This window comes from Pseudomonas sp. CFBP 13602, assembly GCF_014842725.1.
Taxonomy (GTDB): domain Bacteria; phylum Pseudomonadota; class Gammaproteobacteria; order Pseudomonadales; family Pseudomonadaceae; genus Aquipseudomonas; species Aquipseudomonas baltica.
This window is the reverse complement of sequence record NZ_JACYVT010000008.1, coordinates 231,780-250,484: the sequence shown is the minus strand read 5'-3', so window position 1 is coordinate 250,484 and position 18,705 is coordinate 231,780. Positions and strand designations below refer to the sequence as shown.

General features: G+C 62.9%; 20 protein-coding genes and 1 other RNA gene. 16 read left to right on the top strand and 5 right to left on the bottom strand.

Going from position 1 to position 18,705, the window contains the following annotated elements:
- Positions 1–45: 45 nt before the first annotated feature.
- The gene (locus tag IFU31_RS18130; protein ID WP_192053598.1) at positions 46–1,086 is read right to left on the bottom strand and encodes an NADP(H)-dependent aldo-keto reductase; all 1,041 of its coding nucleotides are present in this window, start codon (positions 1,084–1,086) and stop codon (positions 46–48) included.
- 251 nt (positions 1,087–1,337) lie between these two features.
- Between IFU31_RS18130 and rplM the strand changes: the two genes are divergently transcribed.
- From rplM to IFU31_RS18095, 7 genes are all read left to right on the top strand, one after another.
- A complete protein-coding gene (gene rplM / locus IFU31_RS18125) occupies positions 1,338–1,766 on the top strand; it encodes a 50S ribosomal protein L13 (protein WP_043186791.1) in 429 nt (142 codons plus the stop codon).
- A 14-nt stretch (positions 1,767–1,780) separates the two neighbouring features.
- Positions 1,781–2,173, top strand: coding sequence for a 30S ribosomal protein S9 (gene rpsI / locus IFU31_RS18120; RefSeq protein WP_122479481.1), 393 nt, complete (start codon positions 1,781–1,783; stop codon positions 2,171–2,173).
- A gap of 132 nt (positions 2,174–2,305) precedes the next feature.
- Positions 2,306–2,914 (top strand): ubiquinol-cytochrome c reductase iron-sulfur subunit, encoded by a 609-nt coding sequence (gene petA / locus IFU31_RS18115; protein ID WP_185794208.1) that lies wholly within the window; start codon positions 2,306–2,308, stop codon positions 2,912–2,914.
- On the top strand, positions 2,914–4,128 hold the full coding sequence (locus IFU31_RS18110; RefSeq protein ID WP_240998813.1) for a cytochrome b: 1,215 nt from the start codon (positions 2,914–2,916) through the stop codon (positions 4,126–4,128). Before petA ends, IFU31_RS18110 begins: the two co-directional genes overlap by 1 nt.
- Positions 4,125–4,847, top strand: a complete 723-nt coding sequence (locus IFU31_RS18105) for a cytochrome c1 (RefSeq protein WP_122479480.1) — start codon at positions 4,125–4,127, stop codon at positions 4,845–4,847. The genes IFU31_RS18110 and IFU31_RS18105 overlap by 4 nt, the downstream gene beginning before the upstream one ends.
- A gap of 84 nt (positions 4,848–4,931) precedes the next feature.
- Positions 4,932–5,549, top strand: a complete 618-nt coding sequence (locus IFU31_RS18100) for a glutathione S-transferase N-terminal domain-containing protein (protein WP_049860608.1) — start codon at positions 4,932–4,934, stop codon at positions 5,547–5,549.
- Positions 5,550–5,566: 17 nt separating this feature from the next.
- Positions 5,567–5,998, top strand: coding sequence for a ClpXP protease specificity-enhancing factor (locus tag IFU31_RS18095; RefSeq protein ID WP_122479479.1), 432 nt, complete (start codon positions 5,567–5,569; stop codon positions 5,996–5,998).
- Positions 5,999–6,050: 52 nt separating this feature from the next.
- Here the strand turns inward: IFU31_RS18095 and IFU31_RS18090 are convergent, their stop codons facing one another.
- The 4 genes from IFU31_RS18090 to IFU31_RS18075 form a co-directional block, all read right to left on the bottom strand.
- Positions 6,051–6,629, bottom strand: coding sequence for a BON domain-containing protein (locus IFU31_RS18090; RefSeq protein ID WP_122479478.1), 579 nt, complete (start codon positions 6,627–6,629; stop codon positions 6,051–6,053).
- On the bottom strand, positions 6,626–7,219 hold the full coding sequence (locus IFU31_RS18085; RefSeq protein ID WP_122479477.1) for a phosphoheptose isomerase: 594 nt from the start codon (positions 7,217–7,219) through the stop codon (positions 6,626–6,628). Before IFU31_RS18085 ends, IFU31_RS18090 begins: the two co-directional genes overlap by 4 nt.
- Positions 7,220–7,339: 120 nt before the next feature.
- Positions 7,340–7,711 (bottom strand): YraN family protein, encoded by a 372-nt coding sequence (locus IFU31_RS18080; protein WP_122479476.1) that lies wholly within the window; start codon positions 7,709–7,711, stop codon positions 7,340–7,342.
- Positions 7,711–9,504 carry a penicillin-binding protein activator gene (locus IFU31_RS18075; protein ID WP_122479475.1) on the bottom strand — a complete coding sequence of 598 codons (1,794 nt, stop codon included), beginning with the start codon at positions 9,502–9,504 and terminating at the stop codon, positions 7,711–7,713. Before IFU31_RS18075 ends, IFU31_RS18080 begins: the two co-directional genes overlap by 1 nt.
- Positions 9,505–9,668: 164 nt before the next feature.
- Here IFU31_RS18075 and rsmI point away from each other — a divergent pair, with 164 nt between their 5' ends.
- From rsmI to mraY, 9 genes are all read left to right on the top strand, one after another.
- Positions 9,669–10,571 carry a 16S rRNA (cytidine(1402)-2'-O)-methyltransferase gene (rsmI, locus tag IFU31_RS18070; RefSeq protein WP_192104038.1) on the top strand — a complete coding sequence of 301 codons (903 nt, stop codon included), beginning with the start codon at positions 9,669–9,671 and terminating at the stop codon, positions 10,569–10,571.
- Between the two features lie 76 nt (positions 10,572–10,647).
- An RNA gene (gene rnpB, locus IFU31_RS18065) (RNase P RNA component class A) lies at positions 10,648–11,023 on the top strand.
- Between the two features lie 340 nt (positions 11,024–11,363).
- Complete coding sequence (gene mraZ / locus IFU31_RS18060) at positions 11,364–11,819, top strand: division/cell wall cluster transcriptional repressor MraZ (RefSeq protein WP_192104036.1); 456 nt, start codon at positions 11,364–11,366, stop codon at positions 11,817–11,819.
- Complete coding sequence (rsmH, locus tag IFU31_RS18055; protein ID WP_163007610.1) at positions 11,816–12,763, top strand: 16S rRNA (cytosine(1402)-N(4))-methyltransferase RsmH; 948 nt, start codon at positions 11,816–11,818, stop codon at positions 12,761–12,763. The genes mraZ and rsmH overlap by 4 nt, the downstream gene beginning before the upstream one ends.
- Positions 12,760–13,053: a cell division protein FtsL gene (ftsL, locus tag IFU31_RS18050; protein WP_122479472.1), complete on the top strand. Its 294-nt coding sequence runs from the start codon at positions 12,760–12,762 to the stop codon at positions 13,051–13,053. The genes rsmH and ftsL overlap by 4 nt, the downstream gene beginning before the upstream one ends.
- Positions 13,053–14,798 (top strand): peptidoglycan D,D-transpeptidase FtsI family protein, encoded by a 1,746-nt coding sequence (locus IFU31_RS18045; RefSeq protein WP_163007622.1) that lies wholly within the window; start codon positions 13,053–13,055, stop codon positions 14,796–14,798. The genes ftsL and IFU31_RS18045 overlap by 1 nt, the downstream gene beginning before the upstream one ends.
- Positions 14,798–16,261 carry a UDP-N-acetylmuramoyl-L-alanyl-D-glutamate--2,6-diaminopimelate ligase gene (locus tag IFU31_RS18040; RefSeq protein WP_192104034.1) on the top strand — a complete coding sequence of 488 codons (1,464 nt, stop codon included), beginning with the start codon at positions 14,798–14,800 and terminating at the stop codon, positions 16,259–16,261. The genes IFU31_RS18045 and IFU31_RS18040 overlap by 1 nt, the downstream gene beginning before the upstream one ends.
- On the top strand, positions 16,254–17,621 hold the full coding sequence (locus IFU31_RS18035; protein ID WP_192104032.1) for a UDP-N-acetylmuramoyl-tripeptide--D-alanyl-D-alanine ligase: 1,368 nt from the start codon (positions 16,254–16,256) through the stop codon (positions 17,619–17,621). The genes IFU31_RS18040 and IFU31_RS18035 overlap by 8 nt, the downstream gene beginning before the upstream one ends.
- Positions 17,621–18,703, top strand: coding sequence for a phospho-N-acetylmuramoyl-pentapeptide-transferase (gene mraY, locus IFU31_RS18030; RefSeq protein WP_122479468.1), 1,083 nt, complete (start codon positions 17,621–17,623; stop codon positions 18,701–18,703). Before IFU31_RS18035 ends, mraY begins: the two co-directional genes overlap by 1 nt.
- Positions 18,704–18,705: the final 2 nt, after the last annotated feature.

The following is an 18,705-nucleotide window of genomic DNA, read 5'->3' as shown; positions in this document are numbered from 1 at the left end:
GCCAGTGGCCGCGAAGAGGTCATCACGAACGGCAACGATCGAACATCAGGGCGCCGGATTCGGCTGCGCCTTATGGATCGCCTCGATACCCGCCAGCACGTCTTCGGACAGCACCAAATCAATGCTCGCCAGGTTGCTGTCCAATTGCTCCAGCGAGGTCGCGCCAATGATGTTGCTGGTCACGAACGGCTGCGCGGTGACGAAGGCCAGAGCCATCTGCGCCGGGTCCAGGCCATGTTCGCGGGCCAGGTCCACGTAGCGGCTGGTGGCAGCGACCGCCTGCTCATTGGCATAGCGGGTAAAGCGGCTGAACAGCGCCAGACGACTGCCAGCCGGCCGCGCGCCGTTCTCGAACTTGCCCGAGAGCATGCCAAACGCCAGGGGCGAGTAGGCCAGCAGCCCGCACTGCTCGCGGATCGCCACTTCGGCCAGGCCTACTTCGAACGTGCGGTTGAGCAGGTTGTAGGGGTTCTGGATGGACACCGGGCGGGGCAGGTTGCCGCTGTCGGCCAGGCCCAGGAACTTCATCGTGCCCCATGGGGTTTCGTTGGACAGCCCGACATGCCTGATCTTGCCGGCCTTGACCTGCTCGTCGAGCACCTGCAGGGTTTCCTGCAGCGGGGTATCGAGCTGATCCTGGGTGTGCTGGTAGCCCAGCTTGCCGAAGAAATTGGTGCTGCGCTCCGGCCAGTGCAACTGATAGAGATCGATCCAGTCGGTCTGCAACCGCTGCAGGCTGGCGTCCAGCGCCGCAACGATATGCGCGCGGTCGAACTTCAGCTGGCCATCGCGGATGTGGCTGATGCCATTGCCGGGGCCTGCGATCTTGCTGGCCAGGATCCAGTCGGCGCGGTCGCCCTGGCGCTTGAACCAGTTGCCGATCACCCGCTCGGTGGCGGCATAGGTTTCCGGGCGCGGGGGCACCGGGTACATTTCTGCGGTGTCGATGAAATTGATGCCGGCCGCCTTGGCCCTTTCTATCTGCGCGAAGCCTTGCTCCTCGGTGTTCTGCTCGCCCCAGGTCATGGTGCCCAGGCACAGCGCGCTCACGTTCAGATCGGTACGTCCCAGCTGGCGATAGTGCATCGGTGACTCCTCTTGGCAAAGGAATCATAAAAGCAGGTTGATATTTTTTTCGCAATCTGGATAATTCGGCCCCTCTCTGCGAAGTGGAAGTGATGCCCCGCCTCCCGGAAGAATTTTGCCGTGTATGTGACGCGAAGACCCGAGCCCCCCAAAAGTGTCCCGTGCCCGGCTGCCTTTGACTTGTCAAAGTAAGCACTATTCAGTAAGATCCGCCGTCTCTTTTTGCTGGGCGGCCCCTGAGGCTATAAAGAATGAAAACTTTTACTGCTAAACCGGAAACAGTAAAGCGCGACTGGTTCGTCGTTGATGCTGCTGGTCAGACCCTGGGTCGTCTGGCTACAGAAATCGCGAGCCGTCTGCGTGGCAAGCACAAGCCTGAGTACACTCCTCACGTTGACACCGGCGACTATATCGTCGTCATCAACGCCGAGCAGGTGCGTGTCACTGGTGCCAAGACCACTGACAAGATCTACTACTCCCACTCCGGTTTCCCGGGCGGTATCAAGTCGATCAACTTTGAAAAGCTGATCGCCAAGGCGCCTGAGCGCGTGCTCGAGACCGCGGTCAAGGGCATGCTGCCCAAGAACCCGCTGGGTCGCGACATGTACCGTAAGCTGAAAGTCTATGCGGGCGCTGCTCACCCTCATACTGCTCAGCAGCCCCAAGAACTGAAGTTTTAACGGAATAGTTCATTATGTCGGCGACTCAAAATTACGGCACTGGCCGTCGCAAGACCGCAACCGCTCGCGTTTTCCTGCGTCCGGGCACCGGTAAGATCTCCATCAACAATCGCACTCTGGAAACCTTCTTCGGTCGCGAAACTGCCCGCATGGTAGTTCGTCAACCGCTGGAGCTGACCGAGAACACCGAGAAGTTCGACATCTACGTCACCGTTATCGGTGGTGGTGTCAGCGGTCAGGCCGGTGCGATCCGTCACGGTATCACTCGTGCACTGATGGACTACGACGAAGCACTGCGTCCGGCCCTGCGTAAAGCAGGCTTCGTGACTCGCGATGCTCGTGAAGTTGAACGTAAGAAAGTCGGTCTGCGTAAAGCGCGTAAGCGTCCGCAGTACTCGAAGCGTTAATTCGCGTCTTCGTTCCAGAAAAAACCCGGTTCTCGCGAGCCGGGTTTTTTTTCGCCCGTCAATCCTTGGGAGGCGCTGGTACACTGCGCGCAAGACAATGCAGGCGCCTGCAGCAGCAGGCTAAGGTAAATGATGGCAGATGAGCAGGGCGGCGCGTGTGACATCGACCAGGGTCGCCGACGCTTTCTGGTCGGCACCACGACGCTGGTAGGCGCTGCCGGCGCAGTGGCTGCAGCAGTGCCCTTCGTGGCGTCATGGCAGCCCAGTGCGAAAGCCCGCGCAGCAGCCGCGCCGGTGAAGGTGAACATCGCCAAGATCGAGCCGGGGCAGCAGATGGTTGTCCAGTGGCGCGGCCAACCCGTTTTCATCTGCCGACGCACGCCGCAGATCCTCGAACGCCTGGCCCAGAACACCGAGCATCTGGCCGATCCCCAATCGCGCGATTCCGATCAGCCAGGCTATGTCGACCCAGCCCTGCGAGCCATCAAGCCCGAAGTGCTGGTGGTGGTGGGTATCTGTACGCACCTGGGGTGCTCGCCGACCTTTCGTCCCGAGGTCGCCGCCGCCGACCTCGGGCCGGACTGGCAGGGCGGGTATTTCTGCCCGTGTCACGGCTCGCACTACGATCTTGCCGGACGGGTCTTCAAGGCACAGCCCGCGCCGTTGAACCTGGCCGTGCCCGCGCATCACTACGAAAGTGCCGAGGTACTGGTGCTGGGTGTCGACGGGGAGGGCGCCTGATGCGTGGCCTGCTGCAGTGGATCGAGGCGCGTCTGCCGGTGGGCAGGGTATGGCGTGATCATCTGAGCCATTACTACGTCCCCAAGAACCTGAATTTTTTCTATATCTTCGGCTCGCTGGCGCTGTTGATGCTGCTCAACCAGTTGCTTACCGGCATCTGGTTGACCATGAACTACACAGCCACCGCCGAAGGCGCCTTCGCCTCCATCGAATACATCATGCGCGACGTCGAATATGGCTGGCTCCTGCGCTACCTGCATTCGACCGGTGCGTCGGCATTTTTCATCGTGATCTACCTGCACATGTTCCGCGGGCTGCTGTATGGCTCCTATCAAAAGCCGCGCGAGCTGGTGTGGGTCTTCGGCATGTCGCTCTACCTGCTGCTGATGGCGGAAGCGTTCATGGGCTACCTGCTGCCGTGGGGGCAGATGTCGTATTGGGGCGCGCAGGTGATCATTTCCCTGTTCGGAGCGATTCCGATCGTGGGCGCTGACCTGGCTCAGTGGATCCGCGGTGACTATCTGGTTTCGGGTATCACCTTGAACCGTTTCTTCGCGTTGCACGTGGTGGCATTACCGCTGCTGATCGTGGGGCTGGTGGTGCTGCACATTCTCGCGTTGCACGAAGTAGGCTCGAACAACCCCGACGGCATCGATATCAAGCAGCTTCGGGATGCCGATGGCAAGCCGCTGGATGGCATTGCCTTCCATCCGTACTACACGGTCAAGGACCTGCTCGGGGTGGCGATCTTTCTCTTTGTGTTCAGCGCGGTGGTGTTCTTCTTTCCGCAGATGGGCGGCTATTTCCTGGAGCCGGCCAACTTCGAGCCTGCAAACGTGCTCAAGACGCCCGAACATATCGCGCCGGTCTGGTACTTCACCCCGTTCTACGCCATCTTGCGCGCCGTTCCCGACAAGCTCATGGGGGTGCTGGCCATGGCTTTCGCGATTGCCATCCTGTTCGTGCTGCCATGGCTGGACCGCAGTCCCGTCAAGTCGATGCGCTACAAAGGTTGGTTCAGTCGCACGGCGCTGGCGCTGTTCTGCGTGGCGTTCGTGACGCTGGGCTACGTCGGCATGCAACCGGCCACGGTCATCACCACCTGGATAGCGCGGGGGGGCGTGGTGCTGTACTTCGGCTATTTCCTGGCCATGCCGCTGTACACGCGACGGGAGATCACCCGGCCGGTACCCGATCGGATCCCTCGCCGATGAAATTCATGATTGCCGTCTTGCTGTTGCTGGCCCTGCCGCGGGCCTGGGCGGACCCGGTGGCGCCGCTGGTGCGCCCGGTGGCGATCGAGGTGACCGACAAGGCGGCCTTGCGAGACGGTGCAAGCACCTTCGTCGGCTATTGCATGGGCTGCCACGGGGCCAGGTTTCAGCGTTACCAGACAGTGGCCGACGACTTGGGCATACCCTATGAGCAAATGCTGCAGACCTTGGCCCCAGCCGGCGCAGCCATTGCCGATCACATGCAGACGCGCCTGCAGCCGGCCGATGCCAAAGCCTGGTTCGGCGCCGAGGTGCCCGACCTGACCCTGGTGGCTCGTGTGCGCGGCACGGACTGGCTGCACGCCTACCTGCTCGGCTTTCACGCCGACCCCCAGCGCCCCTGGGGTGTGAACAATGTCGTCTACCCCAACGTAGGCATGCCCAACGTGCTGGAAAGCCTGCAGGGCCGCCAGGTGCTCGACTGCCCCGAACCCACGGGCCAGCCGTGTACGCAGCTGCGGGTGATACCCGGTACCGGCAGCCTCGATGCGCAGCAATTCGACGCCAAGGTACGGAATCTGGTGGCCTTCCTGGCGTACTCGGCCGATCCGGCAAAGGCACAGAGCCGGCAGATCGGTATGTACGTGCTGCTGTACCTGGCGCTACTCATCATCCTTGCTTACTTGCTGAAACGCGAATACTGGAAGGACGTGCGTTGAAAGTGCGGTAAACTGCGCGGCTTGCTTGCGCCCCCTGCCGGTGGCGCTCGTTTTTGCATTCATACATTCGCGAGGAGGACCGCCATGGGCGTGACCAATCGGTTGGCCTGTTACTCCGACCCCGCCGACCACTATTCTCATCGGGTGCGTATTGTTCTCGCCGAGAAAGGCGTCAGCGCAGAGATCATCAACGTGGAGGGCGGTCGCCTGCCACCCAGGCTGATCGAAGTGAACCCCTACGGCAGCACGCCGACACTGGTCGATCGCGATCTGGCCCTGTTCGAATCGACCGTGGTGATGGAATACCTCGACGAACGCTATCCGCATCCGCCACTGCTGCCGGTGTACCCGGTGGCACGTGCCAACAGCCGGTTGCTGATCCATCGTATCCAGCGCGACTGGTGCGGCCTGGCGGACCTGATCCTGGACCCGCGCAGCAAGGAAGCCGCCCGCGTGCAGGCGCGCAAGGAATTGCGCGAAAGCCTGACCGGTGTTTCGGCCTTGTTCGCCGACAAGCCCTGCTTTCTCAGCGATGAGCAAAGTCTGGTCGACTGCTGTCTACTGCCGATACTCTGGCGCTTGCCGATCATGGGTATCGAACTGCCGCGGCCTGCCAAGCCGCTGCTCGACTATATGGAACGTCAGTTCGCGCGGGAGGCCTTCAAGGCCAGCCTGTCCGCGGCTGAACGTGAAATGCGCTAGGTTTTGAGGAGCCGTTGATGAACTCCAGTCGTCCCTATTTGATCCGCGCGCTATACGAGTGGATCGTTGACAATGACTGCACCCCGCACATGCTGGTCAATGCCGAGTATCCCTCGGTCCAGGTGCCGCAAGGTTTCGCCAGCGATGGCCAGATCGTGCTGAACGTGTCACCCAGCGCTGTGCGCAATCTGCACATGGACAACGAAGCGGTCAGCTTCGACGGTCGCTTCGGTGGCGTGTCGCACACGCTGTTCGTGCCTTCGGGTGCCATCCTCGGTATCTACGCCCGGGAGAATGGCCAAGGCATGGTCTTCGACCTGGAGTCGCCCGAGCTGGACGAGGAAGAAGCCGAGTTCGAAGACATCGTCGAATCCGATGACGACGTTCCACCGCCAGGCAACCCGCCGCCGCGCCCAACCGGGCGGCCGAGTCTGAAAGTGGTGAAATGAAAAAAGGCGATCCGCAAGGATCGCCTTTTTTCATGGTGGTGAACGGCTGTGGTCAGTCGATGTACTCGAACAGCTTGACGATCTTCTGCACACCGGAGACGCCTTGCACCAGGTTGGTGGCGCGGGTGGCCTCGGCCTGGGTCAGCAGGCCCAACAGGTAAACGATGCCGTTCTCGGTCACGACTTTGATGCGCGAACCGGGGATGGCGCTGTCGGCCAGCATCTGGGTCTTGATCTTGGTGGTCAGCCAGGCGTCGTTGTTGCGCGCCAGCAACGAGGAAGGCGCCAGCACCTGGATCTCGTTGTGGACCTTCTTGACTCGCTGCACTTCGCTGGCGGCCTGCTCGGCCAGGGCCTTGAGGTCGGCGCGCGGCGTCTGCCCGGCGAGCAGGACCACACCGTTGTAGCTGGTCACGACGACATGGGAGTTCTTGTCCAGGTCGATGTTGGCCTTGGCAATGTTCACCGATACCTTGGTTTCGATCAGCGAATCGTCGATCTTGCTGCCCAGGGTGCGGGTACCGCGATCATCGTCGATCGGGTTGTCGCGGGTGGCGGTCAGGACCGAGCTGCAGCCGGTGACGCTCAAGGCCAGGCTCAGGGCCACTAGGGCAAGGCGGTTACGCTTCATTCTTCACTCCCGAACAGTTGGCTGTCGATCAAGTCGCAGAGACAGTGGATCGCCAGCAGGTGAACTTCCTGGATGCGTGCCGTGACGTTGGCTGGCACGCGGATCTCGACGTCTTCGGGCAACAACAGGGAGGCCATGCCGCCCCCGTCGCGGCCGGTCAGAGCCACCACGACCATGTCGCGGTCGTGGGCGGCCTGGATCGCCTGGATGATGTTGGCCGAGTTGCCGCTGGTGGAGATGGCCAGCAACACGTCGCCCGGCTGGCCCAGCGCGCGGATCTGCTTGGAGAATACCTCGTTGAAGCTGTAGTCGTTGGCGATCGAGGTAATCGTCGAGCTGTCGGTGGTCAGGGCGATGGCAGGCAGGCTGGGGCGTTCGCGTTCGAAGCGATTGAGCAGTTCGGACGAGAAGTGCTGGGCATCGCCGGCCGAGCCGCCATTGCCGCAGGAAAGCATCTTGCCATCGCTGAGCAAGGCACCCACCATGACCTGGCTGGCTTGTTCGATGTACGGTGCAAGGACTTCCATCGCCTGTTGCTTGGTATCGATACTGGCCTGGAAAAGCTGGCGAATTCGGGATTGCATGTCCATCAAGGTGACCTTAAGTAGGGCGGCTGGTCGGGCAAGACCGCAACGCGGCGGTGGTTCCCGGCACAAGAATGTGCAGCCCGCAAAGCAAAGAGCAAAAACCGGTGGCAAGGGTGTCGAGTGTCAGCTGTCGAAGGCATTGCGGATCCAGTTCAGGCGCGTGGCCCGAGTGCCGGTGCCTTCCAGGGCGATCACGTCGAAACGGCATGGATGCTGGGCCCAGCGCGCTTCCTTGATGAGGAAATATTGCGCGGCCAGCACCAGCTTTTGGCGTTTGCGGGCGTCGATACTGGCCAACGCTCCACCCCATTGTGCATGCAGGCGATAGCGGACCTCGACGAATACTACTGTATCGCCATCTAGCATGACCAGATCAAGCTCGCCTCGTTTGCACAGCCAGTTCTGCGCCAGCAGCGTCAAGCCCTGTGCGCACAAGTGCTCCAGGGCTTGCTGCTCGGCCTCGCGACCCGCCTGCTGGCGGGGGCTCAGCGACATTACGGCGTGGTGTTGGGCAGGCGCTGGACCTGGCCACCGGCGAACTGCGCCCACGGCAATTGGCGCTCGATGCGTTGGCTGGCGCTCATGCCAAGGTTGCCGGACAGGCCTTCGATGCGGCTGTCGGGCAGGGCCTTGAGCTGGCCCAGGCGTGCGGCCAGGGTGTAGGCGTCAACGCCCATGGCATACAGTCGGCCCATGCTGCCGTTGGCCTGCGGCCACTGGCGGGTAACCTGCTGGCGCAACGGGTTGCTGGTGTCGAGCAACCACGGCGTCTCGCAGAAGCGGATGCCGGTCATGTCGTTGTACTGGGCCTGATCGCCGCTGGCGCTGAACACGTGCGAAGTGGCATAGACCGGCAGGTCGCCGGCGTACTGGAAGTTCAAGGTCGGCTTGATCTGCTGGGCCTGCTGCGGTGTGGCAGCGAGGAAGATGAAGTCGATGTCCTGGCGACGCGATCCCTGTGTCCCGGTGCTGCTCTGCAGGCCGCTGCCGGCGTTGCGCACGTTGAGCATGTCGGCGATCTGTTGGGCCAGTTGGACCGGCTGGTCGACGCGTTCGGCTGCAACCAGCGTGCCGCCGTTGGCTTCCCAGTCCTGGCGGAAGGCATTGAGCACACGGTCGCCCCACTCACCCTTGGGGATCATTGCCGCAGCGCTGTGCAAGCCGTCGGCACGTGCGCGACGGGACACTTCGCGCGCTTCGTCTTCGGCGGCCAGGCCGAATTGGAACAGCTGGGGTGGACCGAGCTGGTTGTTGTCGCTGTAGTTCAATGCCAGGGTTGGCAGGGGCAGCTGGGTGCGTGCCGCCAGTTGCTTGACCAGATTTTTCTCCAGCGGGCCGATCACCAGTTGCACGCCTTGCGCCTGCGCCTGGCGGTAGAAGTCGTCGAGCGAGCTGAGGCGCGAGCTGTCGATCACGTCGATGACCGGCGGCGTTTGCCCGGCTTGCTGGGCTTGGTAGTACGCCGCCATGAAGCCTTCGCGCAAGGCGCGGGCCACGCCGGCCAACTGGCCTTCCTGTGGCAGCAGCAGGGCGATTCGGGTCAGCGGCTGGCTGGCCAGGGCCTTGAGTTTGACCAAGGGGGTCGGCAGCTGTCTGGCGGCAGGGTGAGCCGCGTGCTGGGCCACCCAGGTATCGATGGCGGCCTGCTGCTGTTCCAGGGTGCCTGCCGATTTGACGGCCAGGGCCAGGCTCAGCCAGCCGGCGAAGTCGTCGGTGCCCTGGTTTTGCAACTGCTCCACCGGCAGCGAACCCACCAGTGCCCAGATGGCTTCGTGATTCTGGCCGGCGACCTCGCCACTGAGCAGGGGTGCCACGAATACGCGCTCACGCGCCGCAGCCAGGATCTGCCCGTCGGCTTCCAGGGCCCGGGCGCGCACCAGATGCGCGCGTACCTGCTGGTCTGCGGGCAGCTCGCCCAGGCGCTGCAGACTCGGATGATCGAGGGCGGCAAGCGCGGCCTTGGCATCGTTGCGGGTCAGTGCGAGCTCTGCGCCCAGGGTGCTGGCCAATATCTGCAGGCCTGGCTTGAGCAGTTCGATTCGCACTTGCTGCAGGATCTGCGCGGCGCGGGTTGGATCACCCTGGCGAGCGGCCTGGTCTGCCGCGCTCAGGCGCAAGGCTGCCGCTTCTTCCGGCGACTTGCTGGCGGTGGCGCGTTCGAGCAGCTGCTCGACGGTCGCGTCCGGCGTGCGCGGCAGCTCACCGAGATTGGATGAAGGCGAACTGGCGCACGCGGCCAGCAAGGCGGCGAGGCATAGGGCAGATAGAAGCCGCAGGCAGGCTGTCATGGGTATCTTCCTGATTTACTCGATCAATAGACGGGCAAGTGTACCCAAGCATCGGCCGGGGTGCGACGAGGATGGCAAGCCTGTCCTTATATAGGACAAGCAAATGTTTCACCTCGGCCGTGCCGGATCGCTGGGCGAGCACTGGCTGGCCTGGAGCCTGTACAATGCGGGTTTGGCCGAACGACAAGGTGTGTGCTGTGACTGCTTCAAGCGCTTCTAATTCCACCCCAGGCACACTTTATGTAGTGGCTACGCCCATCGGCAATCTGGACGACATGAGCGCGCGCGCGTTGAAGATCCTGGGCGAAGTAGCGTTGATCGCGGCCGAGGATACCCGCCATTCGGTGCGTCTGATGCAGCACTTCGGTTTGAATACGCCGCTGGCGGCCTGCCACGAGCACAACGAGCGGGACGAAGGCAGCCGTTTCATCCAGCGGCTGCTGGCGGGTGATGACATCGCGCTGATTTCCGATGCGGGTACACCGCTGATCTCCGACCCCGGTTATCACCTGGTGCGTCAGGCGCGTGCGGCGGGCGTGCAGGTAGTGCCGGTCCCCGGTCCCTGTGCCTTGATCGCGGCGCTGTCGGCGGCTGGCCTGCCGTCGGACCGTTTCATCTTCGAAGGTTTCCTGCCGGCCAAGACCGCCGGTCGCTGTGCGCGCCTGGAGCAGGTCAGGGAAGAACCGCGCACCTTGATCTTCTACGAGGCGCCGCATCGCATACTCGAATGCCTGCAGGACATGGAGAAAGTCTTCGGCGGTGAACGTTCTGCACTGCTGGCGCGCGAATTGACGAAAACCTTTGAAACCCTCAAAGGCCTGCCGCTGTCCGAGTTGCGTGCATTCGTGGAAGCCGACAGCAATCAGCAGCGCGGCGAGTGCGTGGTACTGGTGGCGGGATGGACTGCGCCGGTCAGCGACGAGGCCGTCAGCACCGAAGTCATGCGCATTCTGGACCTGCTGCTGGCAGAGATGCCGCTCAAGCGCGCTGCCGCGGTGGCGGCCGAGATCACCGGCGTGCGCAAGAATCTGCTCTACCAGGTGGCCCTGGAAAAGCAGAAGGCGTGAGATTGATTCGGCTCCAGGTCGATGGGAGCGATAAAAGCTTGTCCTGGCCGGTGCATGTCGTTAACCTGCGCGCCGGAGAGTCGATCGGACAGTCGCTGCCTGTTTTTGTTCCGCAACCCAGGTTGCTGGGCAGAGCGGGGGGAGGAAAGTCCGGGCTCCATAGGGCAGAGTGCCAGGTAATGCCTGGGAGGCGCGAGCCTACGGAAAGTGCCACAGAAAATAACCGCCTAAGCGCGCAAGCGCCGGTAAGGGTGAAAAGGTGCGGTAAGAGCGCACCGCACGTCTGGCAACAGTTCGTGGCTAGGTAAACCCCACTCGGAGCAAGACCAAATAGGGTTCCATATGGCGCGGCCCGCGTTGGAACCGGGTAGGTTGCTAGAGGTGTCCAGCGATGGCCATCGTAGAGGAATGACTGTCCTCGACAAAACCCGGCTTACAGATCGACTCTCCACCTTTTTCCTTCGCGTCGCTTCGTTGTCCCTTGCGCTGTTTCGCAGAAAAAAAACGGCTACCAAACCCCCTTTGGTAATGTCGAAAAAATCTTAGTCTTGAGACTCTACTTTAAGTTCCAGACGCAGATGCTTGAACTCAAACGGCTTTGTTCCTCCCCGACGCGTCTCAAATACCGTCTTCCCTTCATTTTGCGTTCTAAATCTCCGATCTATAAGGCTTTTCCCTACAGACGCGCCTTGACGGTGTGGTGGGGGGGTTCCTATAGTGTGCGCGAGTGGCGGGAAGTGGCGAAAAGTGGGTTTTTCGAGTGTAAAAGTCTGAGTTCAGGGGAAGCGCGACGTGTTTCGTGGAGCAAATCCGATCAACCTCGATGCCAAGGGACGGCTCGCAATGCCGAGTCGGTATCGTGACGAGTTGGATTCCAAATGCGCCGGCCAGCTGATCATCACGGTCGATACCATCGACCCCTGCCTGTGTGTCTACCCGCTGGATGAATGGGAACTCATCGAGGCCAAGCTTCGCGCCCTGCCATCGCTGGTGGAAAGCAACCGGCGCCTGCAGCGCCTGCTGATCGGCAATGCCGTCGACCTCGAGCTCGACGGCAGCGGACGTTTCCTGGTGCCTTCACGCCTGCGCGAGTACGCCCGGCTGGACAAGCACGCGATGCTGGTTGGCCAGCTGAACAAGTTTCAATTGTGGGACGAGGGTGCGTGGAATGCCGTCAGTGCGGCAGACCTTGCAGCTATACAACAACCGGGCGCCATGCCCGAAGAATTGCGTGATTTGATCTTGTGACTATTGATAGCGGCTTCAACCACATCACCGTGCTGCTCGACGAGGCCGTCGAGGCTCTGGCCGTGCGCGACGATGGTTGCTATCTGGACGGCACCTTCGGCCGTGGCGGCCATAGCCGCCTGATCCTGCGCCACCTGGGGCCCGACGGCCGCCTGTTGGGGTTCGACAAGGACCCTCAAGCGATTGCCACCGGGCAAGCGCTGGCGGCCGAAGACGGCCGCTTTGTCATTGTACAGCGCAGCTTTGCCGAACTTGGCGCCGAAGTGCGCGAGCGCGGCATGCATGGCAAGGTCAGCGGCATCCTCCTCGACCTGGGTGTATCATCGCCACAGCTCGACGATGCCGAGCGCGGCTTCAGCTTCCTGCATGACGGCCCGCTGGACATGCGCATGGACCCTTCGCGCGGCATGAGCGCGGCCCAGTTCATCGCAACCGCTGCCGAGGAAGAAATCGCCCGCGTCTTCAAGGAATACGGCGAAGAGCGCTTCGCCCGGCGCATGGCACGTGCGGTGGTGCAGCGTCGCGAAGTGCAGCCGTTCGAGCGCACCGCCGACCTGGCCGAGGTGCTCAAGGTCGCCAACCCGGCGTGGGAGAAGGGCAAGAACCCGGCAACCCGCGCCTTCCAGGGCCTGCGCATTCACGTCAACAATGAACTGGCCGACCTCGAGGCAGGCCTCGAGGCTGCCCTCGATGCGCTGGAAATCGGCGGCCGTCTGGTAGTGATCAGCTTTCATTCCCTGGAAGACCGCATCGTCAAACTGTTCATGCGCAAACTGACCAAGGGCGAAGCGGACAACCTGCCGCGCAATCTGCCGGTGCGTTTCGAAGCCTTCGTGCCCAAAGCCAAGCTGCACGGCAAGGCGCAATTCGCCTCCGAAACCGAGCTCAGGGCCAACCCGCGTTCGCGCAGCGCCGTCATGCGTGTCGCGGAGAAGCTGCGATGAGCAAGCTCCTCAACAAGCCGCTGCCAGGCGGCAGTTTTCTCATGCTGCTGCTGTTCATCGCCGTGCTGGTTTCGGCCATCGGCGTTTCCTACAGTGCGCACATCAATCGGCAGTTGCTCAATACGCTGTACGGCGAGCTCAGCGATCGCGACAAGGCGCAGGCCGAGTGGGGGCGCCTGATCCTGGAGCAAAGCACCTGGACCGCGCACAGCCGTATCGAAACCCTGGCCGCCGAACAACTGAAAATGCGCATCCCGGATGCTGCTGAAATTCGCATGGTGTCGCCATGATGAAGCTCGACGGGGCCTTGTTCCCGTGGCGGTTCCGCCTGATGGTCGGCCTGCTGTTGCTGCTGGTCGCCGGTATCGTTGCGCAGATCGTCTACCTGCAGGTCATCAACCGTGACTTCCTGATCGGTCAGGGCGATGCGCGCAGCATGCGCCACATCCCCATTCCTGCGCACCGTGGTTTGATCACCGACCGCAACGGCGAGCCTCTGGCCGTGAGCACGCCGGTGACCACCCTGTGGGCCAATCCCAAGGAAATGCAGCTGTCCAAGGACAAGTGGCCCGAACTGGCGCGCGCGCTTGGGCAGGAGCCCAAGGCTTTGGCCGCCCGTCTCGAGGCGCAGGCGAGCAAGGAATTCATCTATCTGGTACGTGGCCTGACGCCTGAGCAAGGCGCCTCGGTGCTCGACCTGAAAACCCCGGGTGTCTACGGCATCGAGGAATTCCGCCGGTTCTATCCGGCCGGCGATGTCACTGCGCACATGGTCGGTTTCACCGACCTCGACGATCACGGCCGTGAAGGCGTCGAGCTGGCCTATGACGAGTGGCTGGCCGGCGTGCCCGGCAAGCGTCAGGTCATCAAGGACCGGCGCGGCCGGCTGATCAAGGACGTCCAGGTGACCAAGAATGCCAAGGCCGGAAAGACCTTGGCATTGTCCATTGACTTGCGCCTGCAATACCTGGCCAGCCGCGAGCTGCGCAACGCCATCAACGAGAACGAAGCCAAGGCCGGCAGCATGGTCATCATGGACGTGAAGACCGGCGAAGTGCTGGCCATGGTCAACCAGCCTACCTACAACCCCAACAACCGCCGCACCATGTTGCCGGCGGCGATGCGCAACCGGGCGATCATCGACGTGTTCGAGCCGGGCTCGACCATGAAGCCGATCTCGATGAGTGCAGCGCTGGAAACCGGCCGCTGGAAACCCACCGACAAGGTGGACGTCTACCCCGGTACCTTGCAGATCGGCCGCTACACCATCAAGGACGTGACCAAGACCGAAGGCCCGGTGCTCGACCTGACCGGCATCCTGATCAACTCCAGTAACGTGGGCATGAGCAAGGTCGCCTTCGACATCGGCGGTGAAAGCATCTACCGGGTGATGTCGGCGGTTGGCCTGGGCCAGTACACCGGCCTTGGCTTCCCGGGCGAGCGCGTCGGCAACCTGCCCAACCATCGCGAATGGCGCAAGGCCGAGACCGCGACGCTGTCCTACGGCTACGGCCTGTCGGTGACGGCGCTGCAGCTGGTGCACGCCTATGCGGCGATCGCCAACAACGGCCGCATCGTGCCGCTGACCATTCTCAAGAGCGACCAGCCGCCGACCGCGGCGCAGGTCATTCCCGAGAAGGTCGCCAAGACCGTGCAGGGCATGCTTCAGCAAGTCATCGAAGACACCCGCGGCGTGTATCGCGCACGGGTGCCTTCGTATCACGTGGCGGGCAAGTCGGGTACCGCGCGCAAGGCCACCATCGGCTCGCGTGGGTATACCGAGAACGCCTATCGCTCGCTGTTCGCAGGCTTCGGTCCGATGAGCGACCCGCGCTACGCCATCGTGGTGGTGATCGACGAACCCAGCAAGGGTGGCTATTACGGTGGTCTGGTCAGCGCGCCAGTGTTCAGCAAGGTGATGTCCGGCACGTTGCGCCTGATGAACGTGCAGCCTGACAACCTGCCGCCGCCTGTACCACAGCAGCAAGTGAACGCCGCACCGGCGACTCCATTGATAAAAGGAGGGCGCGGCTGATGACCATGCCCCTGAGCAAGCTTTTTCCCGAAGCCAGCCGCGATCCGCTGATTCGCGAGTTGACCCTGGACAGCCGCAACGTTCGCCCCGGCGACCTGTTCCTGGCCGTGCCTGGAAGCAAAGTCGATGGCCGTGCGCACATCGCCGACGCCCTCAAGCTGGGTGCCGCCGCCGTGGCCTACGAAGTGGATGGCAGCACCGTGCTGCCGCTCACCGATGTACCACTGATTCCCGTGAAAGGCTTGATCGCGCAGCTGTCGAGCATTGCCGGGCGTTTCTACGGCGAGCCGAGTCGGCTGGTCAATCTGGTCGGCGTGACCGGTACCAACGGCAAGACCAGCATCACCCAACTGGTCGCCCAGGCACTCGATGCGCTGGGCGAGCACTGCGGCCTGATCGGCACCCTGGGCACCGGTTTCTACGGCGCCCTGCAGAGCGGCCGACTGACGACCCCCGACCCGATCGCCGTGCAGTCCACCTTGTATGACCTGAAAAAGGGCGGTGCCCATGCCGTGGCCATGGAAGTGTCGTCGCACGCGCTCGATCAAGGCCGCGTGGCCGCGCTGGATTTCGACATCGCGGTGCTGAGCAACCTGTCTCGCGACCATCTGGACTACCACGGCAGCATGCAGGCCTATGCAGCGGCCAAGGCGCGGCTGTTCGCCTGGCCGGGGCTCAAGTGCCGCGTGCTCAATCTGGACGACGAATTCGGTCGGCAGTTGGCCGAGCAGGAACAGGACTCACGCTTGATCACCTACAGCCTCGCCGACAGCGCCGCGACGCTGTTCTGCCGCGACACCCGCTTCGACGACCACGGCGTACGCGCCACCCTGGTCACCGCGCACGGGGAATACAGCCTGAGCAGCCGCCTGCTCGGGCGCTTCAACTTGAGCAACGTACTGGCGGCGGTAGGGGTGCTGATGGGCATGGCCTATCCGCTCGACGACATCCTCAAGGTCATACGCAACGTCGAAGGCCCTGTTGGCCGCATGCAGCGCCTGGGTGGCGCAAGCAAGCCGCTGGTAGTGGTCGACTATGCCCATACGCCCGATGCTCTGGACCAGGTGCTGCAAGCCTTGCGCCCCCATGCCAAGGGCCGGTTGCTGTGCCTGTTCGGCTGCGGCGGTGATCGCGACAGCGGCAAGCGTCCATTGATGGCCGAGGTGGCCGAGCGTCTCGCCGACCGTGTGCTGGTGACCGACGACAACCCTCGCAGCGAAGATCCGCTGCGCATCTTCGACGACATTCGCGCCGGCTTCTCCAGTGCCGCCAACGCAACGTTCGTGGCTGGCCGTGGCGCGGCCATCGCCCAGCTGATCGGTGCTGCCTCGGTCGATGACGTGATCGTGTTGGCCGGCAAGGGGCACGAAGACTATCAAGAGATCAATGGTGAGCGTCAGCCGTTCTCCGACCTGCAGCAGGCCGAACAGGCCCTGGCCGCATGGGGGAACGTCGATGCTTGACGCCATGACCCTCAGCCAGTTGGCCGACGCCTTGCAAGGCCACGTGCGTGGCGGCGATGCGCGCTTCGACGGCGTCAGCATCGACAGCCGTGCCATCGTTGCCGGCGATCTGTTCGTCGCGCTGGCCGGTCCTCGCTTCGATGGCCACGACTATCTCGACGAGGTGGCTGCCAAGGGAGCAGTAGCCGCGTTGGTGCAGCGCGAAGTTGCTGGCACAACGCTGCCCCAGCTGGTGGTGGCCGATACGCGCCTGGCGCTGGGTCAGCTCGGTGCGCTGAACCGCGCTGCGTTCAGCCGTCCGGTGGCGGCCATCACCGGCTCCAGCGGCAAGACCACGGTCAAGGAAATGCTCGCCAGCATCCTGCGTACACAAGGTGCGGTGCTCGCCACCCGTGGCAACCTGAACAATGACCTGGGCGCGCCGCTGACGCTGCTCGAGCTGGCGCCACAGCACACGGCAGCGGTGATCGAGCTGGGCGCGTCGCGCCTGGGCGAAATCGCCTACACCGTGGGCCTCACGCGTCCACAGGTAGCACTGATCACCAATGCGGGCACCGCTCACGTCGGCGAATTCGGCGGCCCGGAAAAGATCGTCGAAGCCAAGGGCGAGATTCTCGAGGGCCTGGGCGAGGGCGGTACGGCCGTTCTCAATCTCGACGACAAGGCTTTTGCAATCTGGCAGGCGCGTGCCGGCCAGCATGCCGTGCTGACCTTCTCGCTGGACAACGCCAAGGCTGACTTTTATTCCAGTGCCCGCCACAGCGATGCGCGCGGCTGCCCGTCCTTCACCCTGCATGGGCCTGACGGCGAGGTGCCAGTCCAGCTCAACCTGCTCGGTACCCACAACGTGCTCAATGCCCTGGCAGCCGCTGCCGCAGCCCATGCCCTGGGTGTGACGCTGGCCGGCATCCAGGCAGGCCTCAACGCAGTGCAGCCGGTCAAGGGCCGCACCGTGGCGCAGCTCGCGGTCAACGGTGCGCGGGTGATCGACGACACCTACAACGCCAACCCCACCTCGATGTGTGCGGCAATCGATATACTCGCCGGCTTTTCCGGGCGCACCGTCCTGGTTCTCGGCGATATCGGCGAACTGGGCGCCTGGGCCGAAGCGGGCCATCGCCAGGTCGGTGAATACGCGGTCGGCAGAATCGACGCGCTGTACGCGGTGGGCCCATTGATGAGCCACGCAGTCGCTGCGTTCGGTGCTCAGGGCCGACACTTCGCCAACCAGGCAGACCTGATTGCGGCGCTGGGCGCCGAGCAGGGTTCCACTACCACTATTTTGATCAAGGGATCACGCAGCGCGGCGATGGAAAACATCGTGGCGGCACTGTGCGGTCCTGGCGGGGAGAAACACTGATGCTGCTGCTGCTGGCGGAATTTCTGCAACAGTTCTACAAAGGCTTCGCGGTCTTTCAGTACCTGACCCTTCGCGGGATTCTGGGCGTACTGACCGCGCTGTCGCTGGCCCTCTGGTTGGGCCCCTGGATGATCCGCACCCTGCAGATTCGTCAGATTGGCCAAGCGGTGCGCAACGATGGCCCACAATCGCACCTGTCCAAATCCGGCACGCCGACCATGGGCGGCGCCCTCATTCTGTCGGCCATCGCCATCAGCACGCTGCTATGGGCCGACCTGTCCAATCGCTACGTCTGGGTCGTACTGGTCGTCACCCTGTTGTTCGGTGGCATCGGCTGGGTGGACGACTATCGCAAGGTGATCGAGAAAAACTCGCGCGGCCTGCCCAGCCGCTGGAAATACTTCTGGCAATCGGTGTTCGGCCTGGGTGCGGCGGTGTTCCTGTTCATGACCGCGAACAGCCCGGTGGAAACCACCCTGATCATCCCGATGCTCAAGGACGCCAGTATCCCATTGGGTGCCGGCTTCATCGTGCTGACCTACTTCGTCATCGTCGGCTCCAGCAATGCGGTCAACCTCACCGATGGCCTCGACGGCCTGGCGATTCTGCCGACGGTGATGGTGGGCGGCGCGCTGGGGATTTTCTGCTATCTGTCGGGCAACATTAAGTTCGCCGAATACCTGCTGATTCCCTATGTGCCGGGCGCGGGTGAGTTGATCGTCTTCTGCGGCGCGCTGATCGGCGCCGGGCTGGGCTTCCTGTGGTTCAACACCTATCCGGCCCAGGTGTTCATGGGCGACGTCGGCGCGCTGGCGCTGGGCGCCGCGCTGGGCACCATCGCGGTGATCGTGCGTCAGGAGATCGTCCTGTTCATCATGGGCGGCATCTTCGTCGTCGAGACGCTGTCGGTGGTGATCCAGGTCGCCTCGTTCAAGCTGACCGGTCGCCGCGTATTCCGCATGGCACCGATCCATCACCATTTCGAACTCAAGGGCTGGCCCGAACCTCGGGTCATCGTGCGTTTCTGGATCATCACCGTGATTCTGGTGTTGATCGGCCTTGCCACCCTGAAGCTGAGGTAGAA

Bases quoted from the DNA above. Each gene is read 5' to 3' on its own strand.
- IFU31_RS18080 (WP_122479476.1), bottom strand. From the start codon at position 7,711: ATGTCGCTGAGCCCCCGCCAGCAGGCGGGTCGCGAGGCCGAGCAGCAA.
- rsmI (WP_192104038.1), top strand. From the start codon at position 9,669: ATGCGGGTTTGGCCGAACGACAAGGTGTGTGCTGTGACTGCTTCAAGC.
- IFU31_RS18040 (WP_192104034.1), top strand. From the start codon at position 14,798: ATGACCATGCCCCTGAGCAAGCTTTTTCCCGAAGCCAGCCGCGATCCG.
- IFU31_RS18090 (WP_122479478.1), bottom strand. From the start codon at position 6,629: ATGAAGCGTAACCGCCTTGCCCTAGTGGCCCTGAGCCTGGCCTTGAGC.
- IFU31_RS18105 (WP_122479480.1), top strand. From the start codon at position 4,125: ATGAAATTCATGATTGCCGTCTTGCTGTTGCTGGCCCTGCCGCGGGCC.
- IFU31_RS18100 (WP_049860608.1), top strand. From the start codon at position 4,932: ATGGGCGTGACCAATCGGTTGGCCTGTTACTCCGACCCCGCCGACCAC.
- IFU31_RS18085 (WP_122479477.1), bottom strand. From the start codon at position 7,219: ATGGACATGCAATCCCGAATTCGCCAGCTTTTCCAGGCCAGTATCGAT.
- IFU31_RS18045 (WP_163007622.1), top strand. From the start codon at position 13,053: ATGAAGCTCGACGGGGCCTTGTTCCCGTGGCGGTTCCGCCTGATGGTC.
- rpsI (WP_122479481.1), top strand. From the start codon at position 1,781: ATGTCGGCGACTCAAAATTACGGCACTGGCCGTCGCAAGACCGCAACC.
- IFU31_RS18095 (WP_122479479.1), top strand. From the start codon at position 5,567: ATGAACTCCAGTCGTCCCTATTTGATCCGCGCGCTATACGAGTGGATC.
- IFU31_RS18110 (WP_240998813.1), top strand. From the start codon at position 2,914: ATGCGTGGCCTGCTGCAGTGGATCGAGGCGCGTCTGCCGGTGGGCAGG.
- rplM (WP_043186791.1), top strand. From the start codon at position 1,338: ATGAAAACTTTTACTGCTAAACCGGAAACAGTAAAGCGCGACTGGTTC.
- mraY (WP_122479468.1), top strand. From the start codon at position 17,621: ATGCTGCTGCTGCTGGCGGAATTTCTGCAACAGTTCTACAAAGGCTTC.
- petA (WP_185794208.1), top strand. From the start codon at position 2,306: ATGGCAGATGAGCAGGGCGGCGCGTGTGACATCGACCAGGGTCGCCGA.
- IFU31_RS18130 (WP_192053598.1), bottom strand. From the start codon at position 1,086: ATGCACTATCGCCAGCTGGGACGTACCGATCTGAACGTGAGCGCGCTG.
- ftsL (WP_122479472.1), top strand. From the start codon at position 12,760: ATGAGCAAGCTCCTCAACAAGCCGCTGCCAGGCGGCAGTTTTCTCATG.
- IFU31_RS18075 (WP_122479475.1), bottom strand. From the start codon at position 9,504: ATGACAGCCTGCCTGCGGCTTCTATCTGCCCTATGCCTCGCCGCCTTG.
- IFU31_RS18035 (WP_192104032.1), top strand. From the start codon at position 16,254: ATGCTTGACGCCATGACCCTCAGCCAGTTGGCCGACGCCTTGCAAGGC.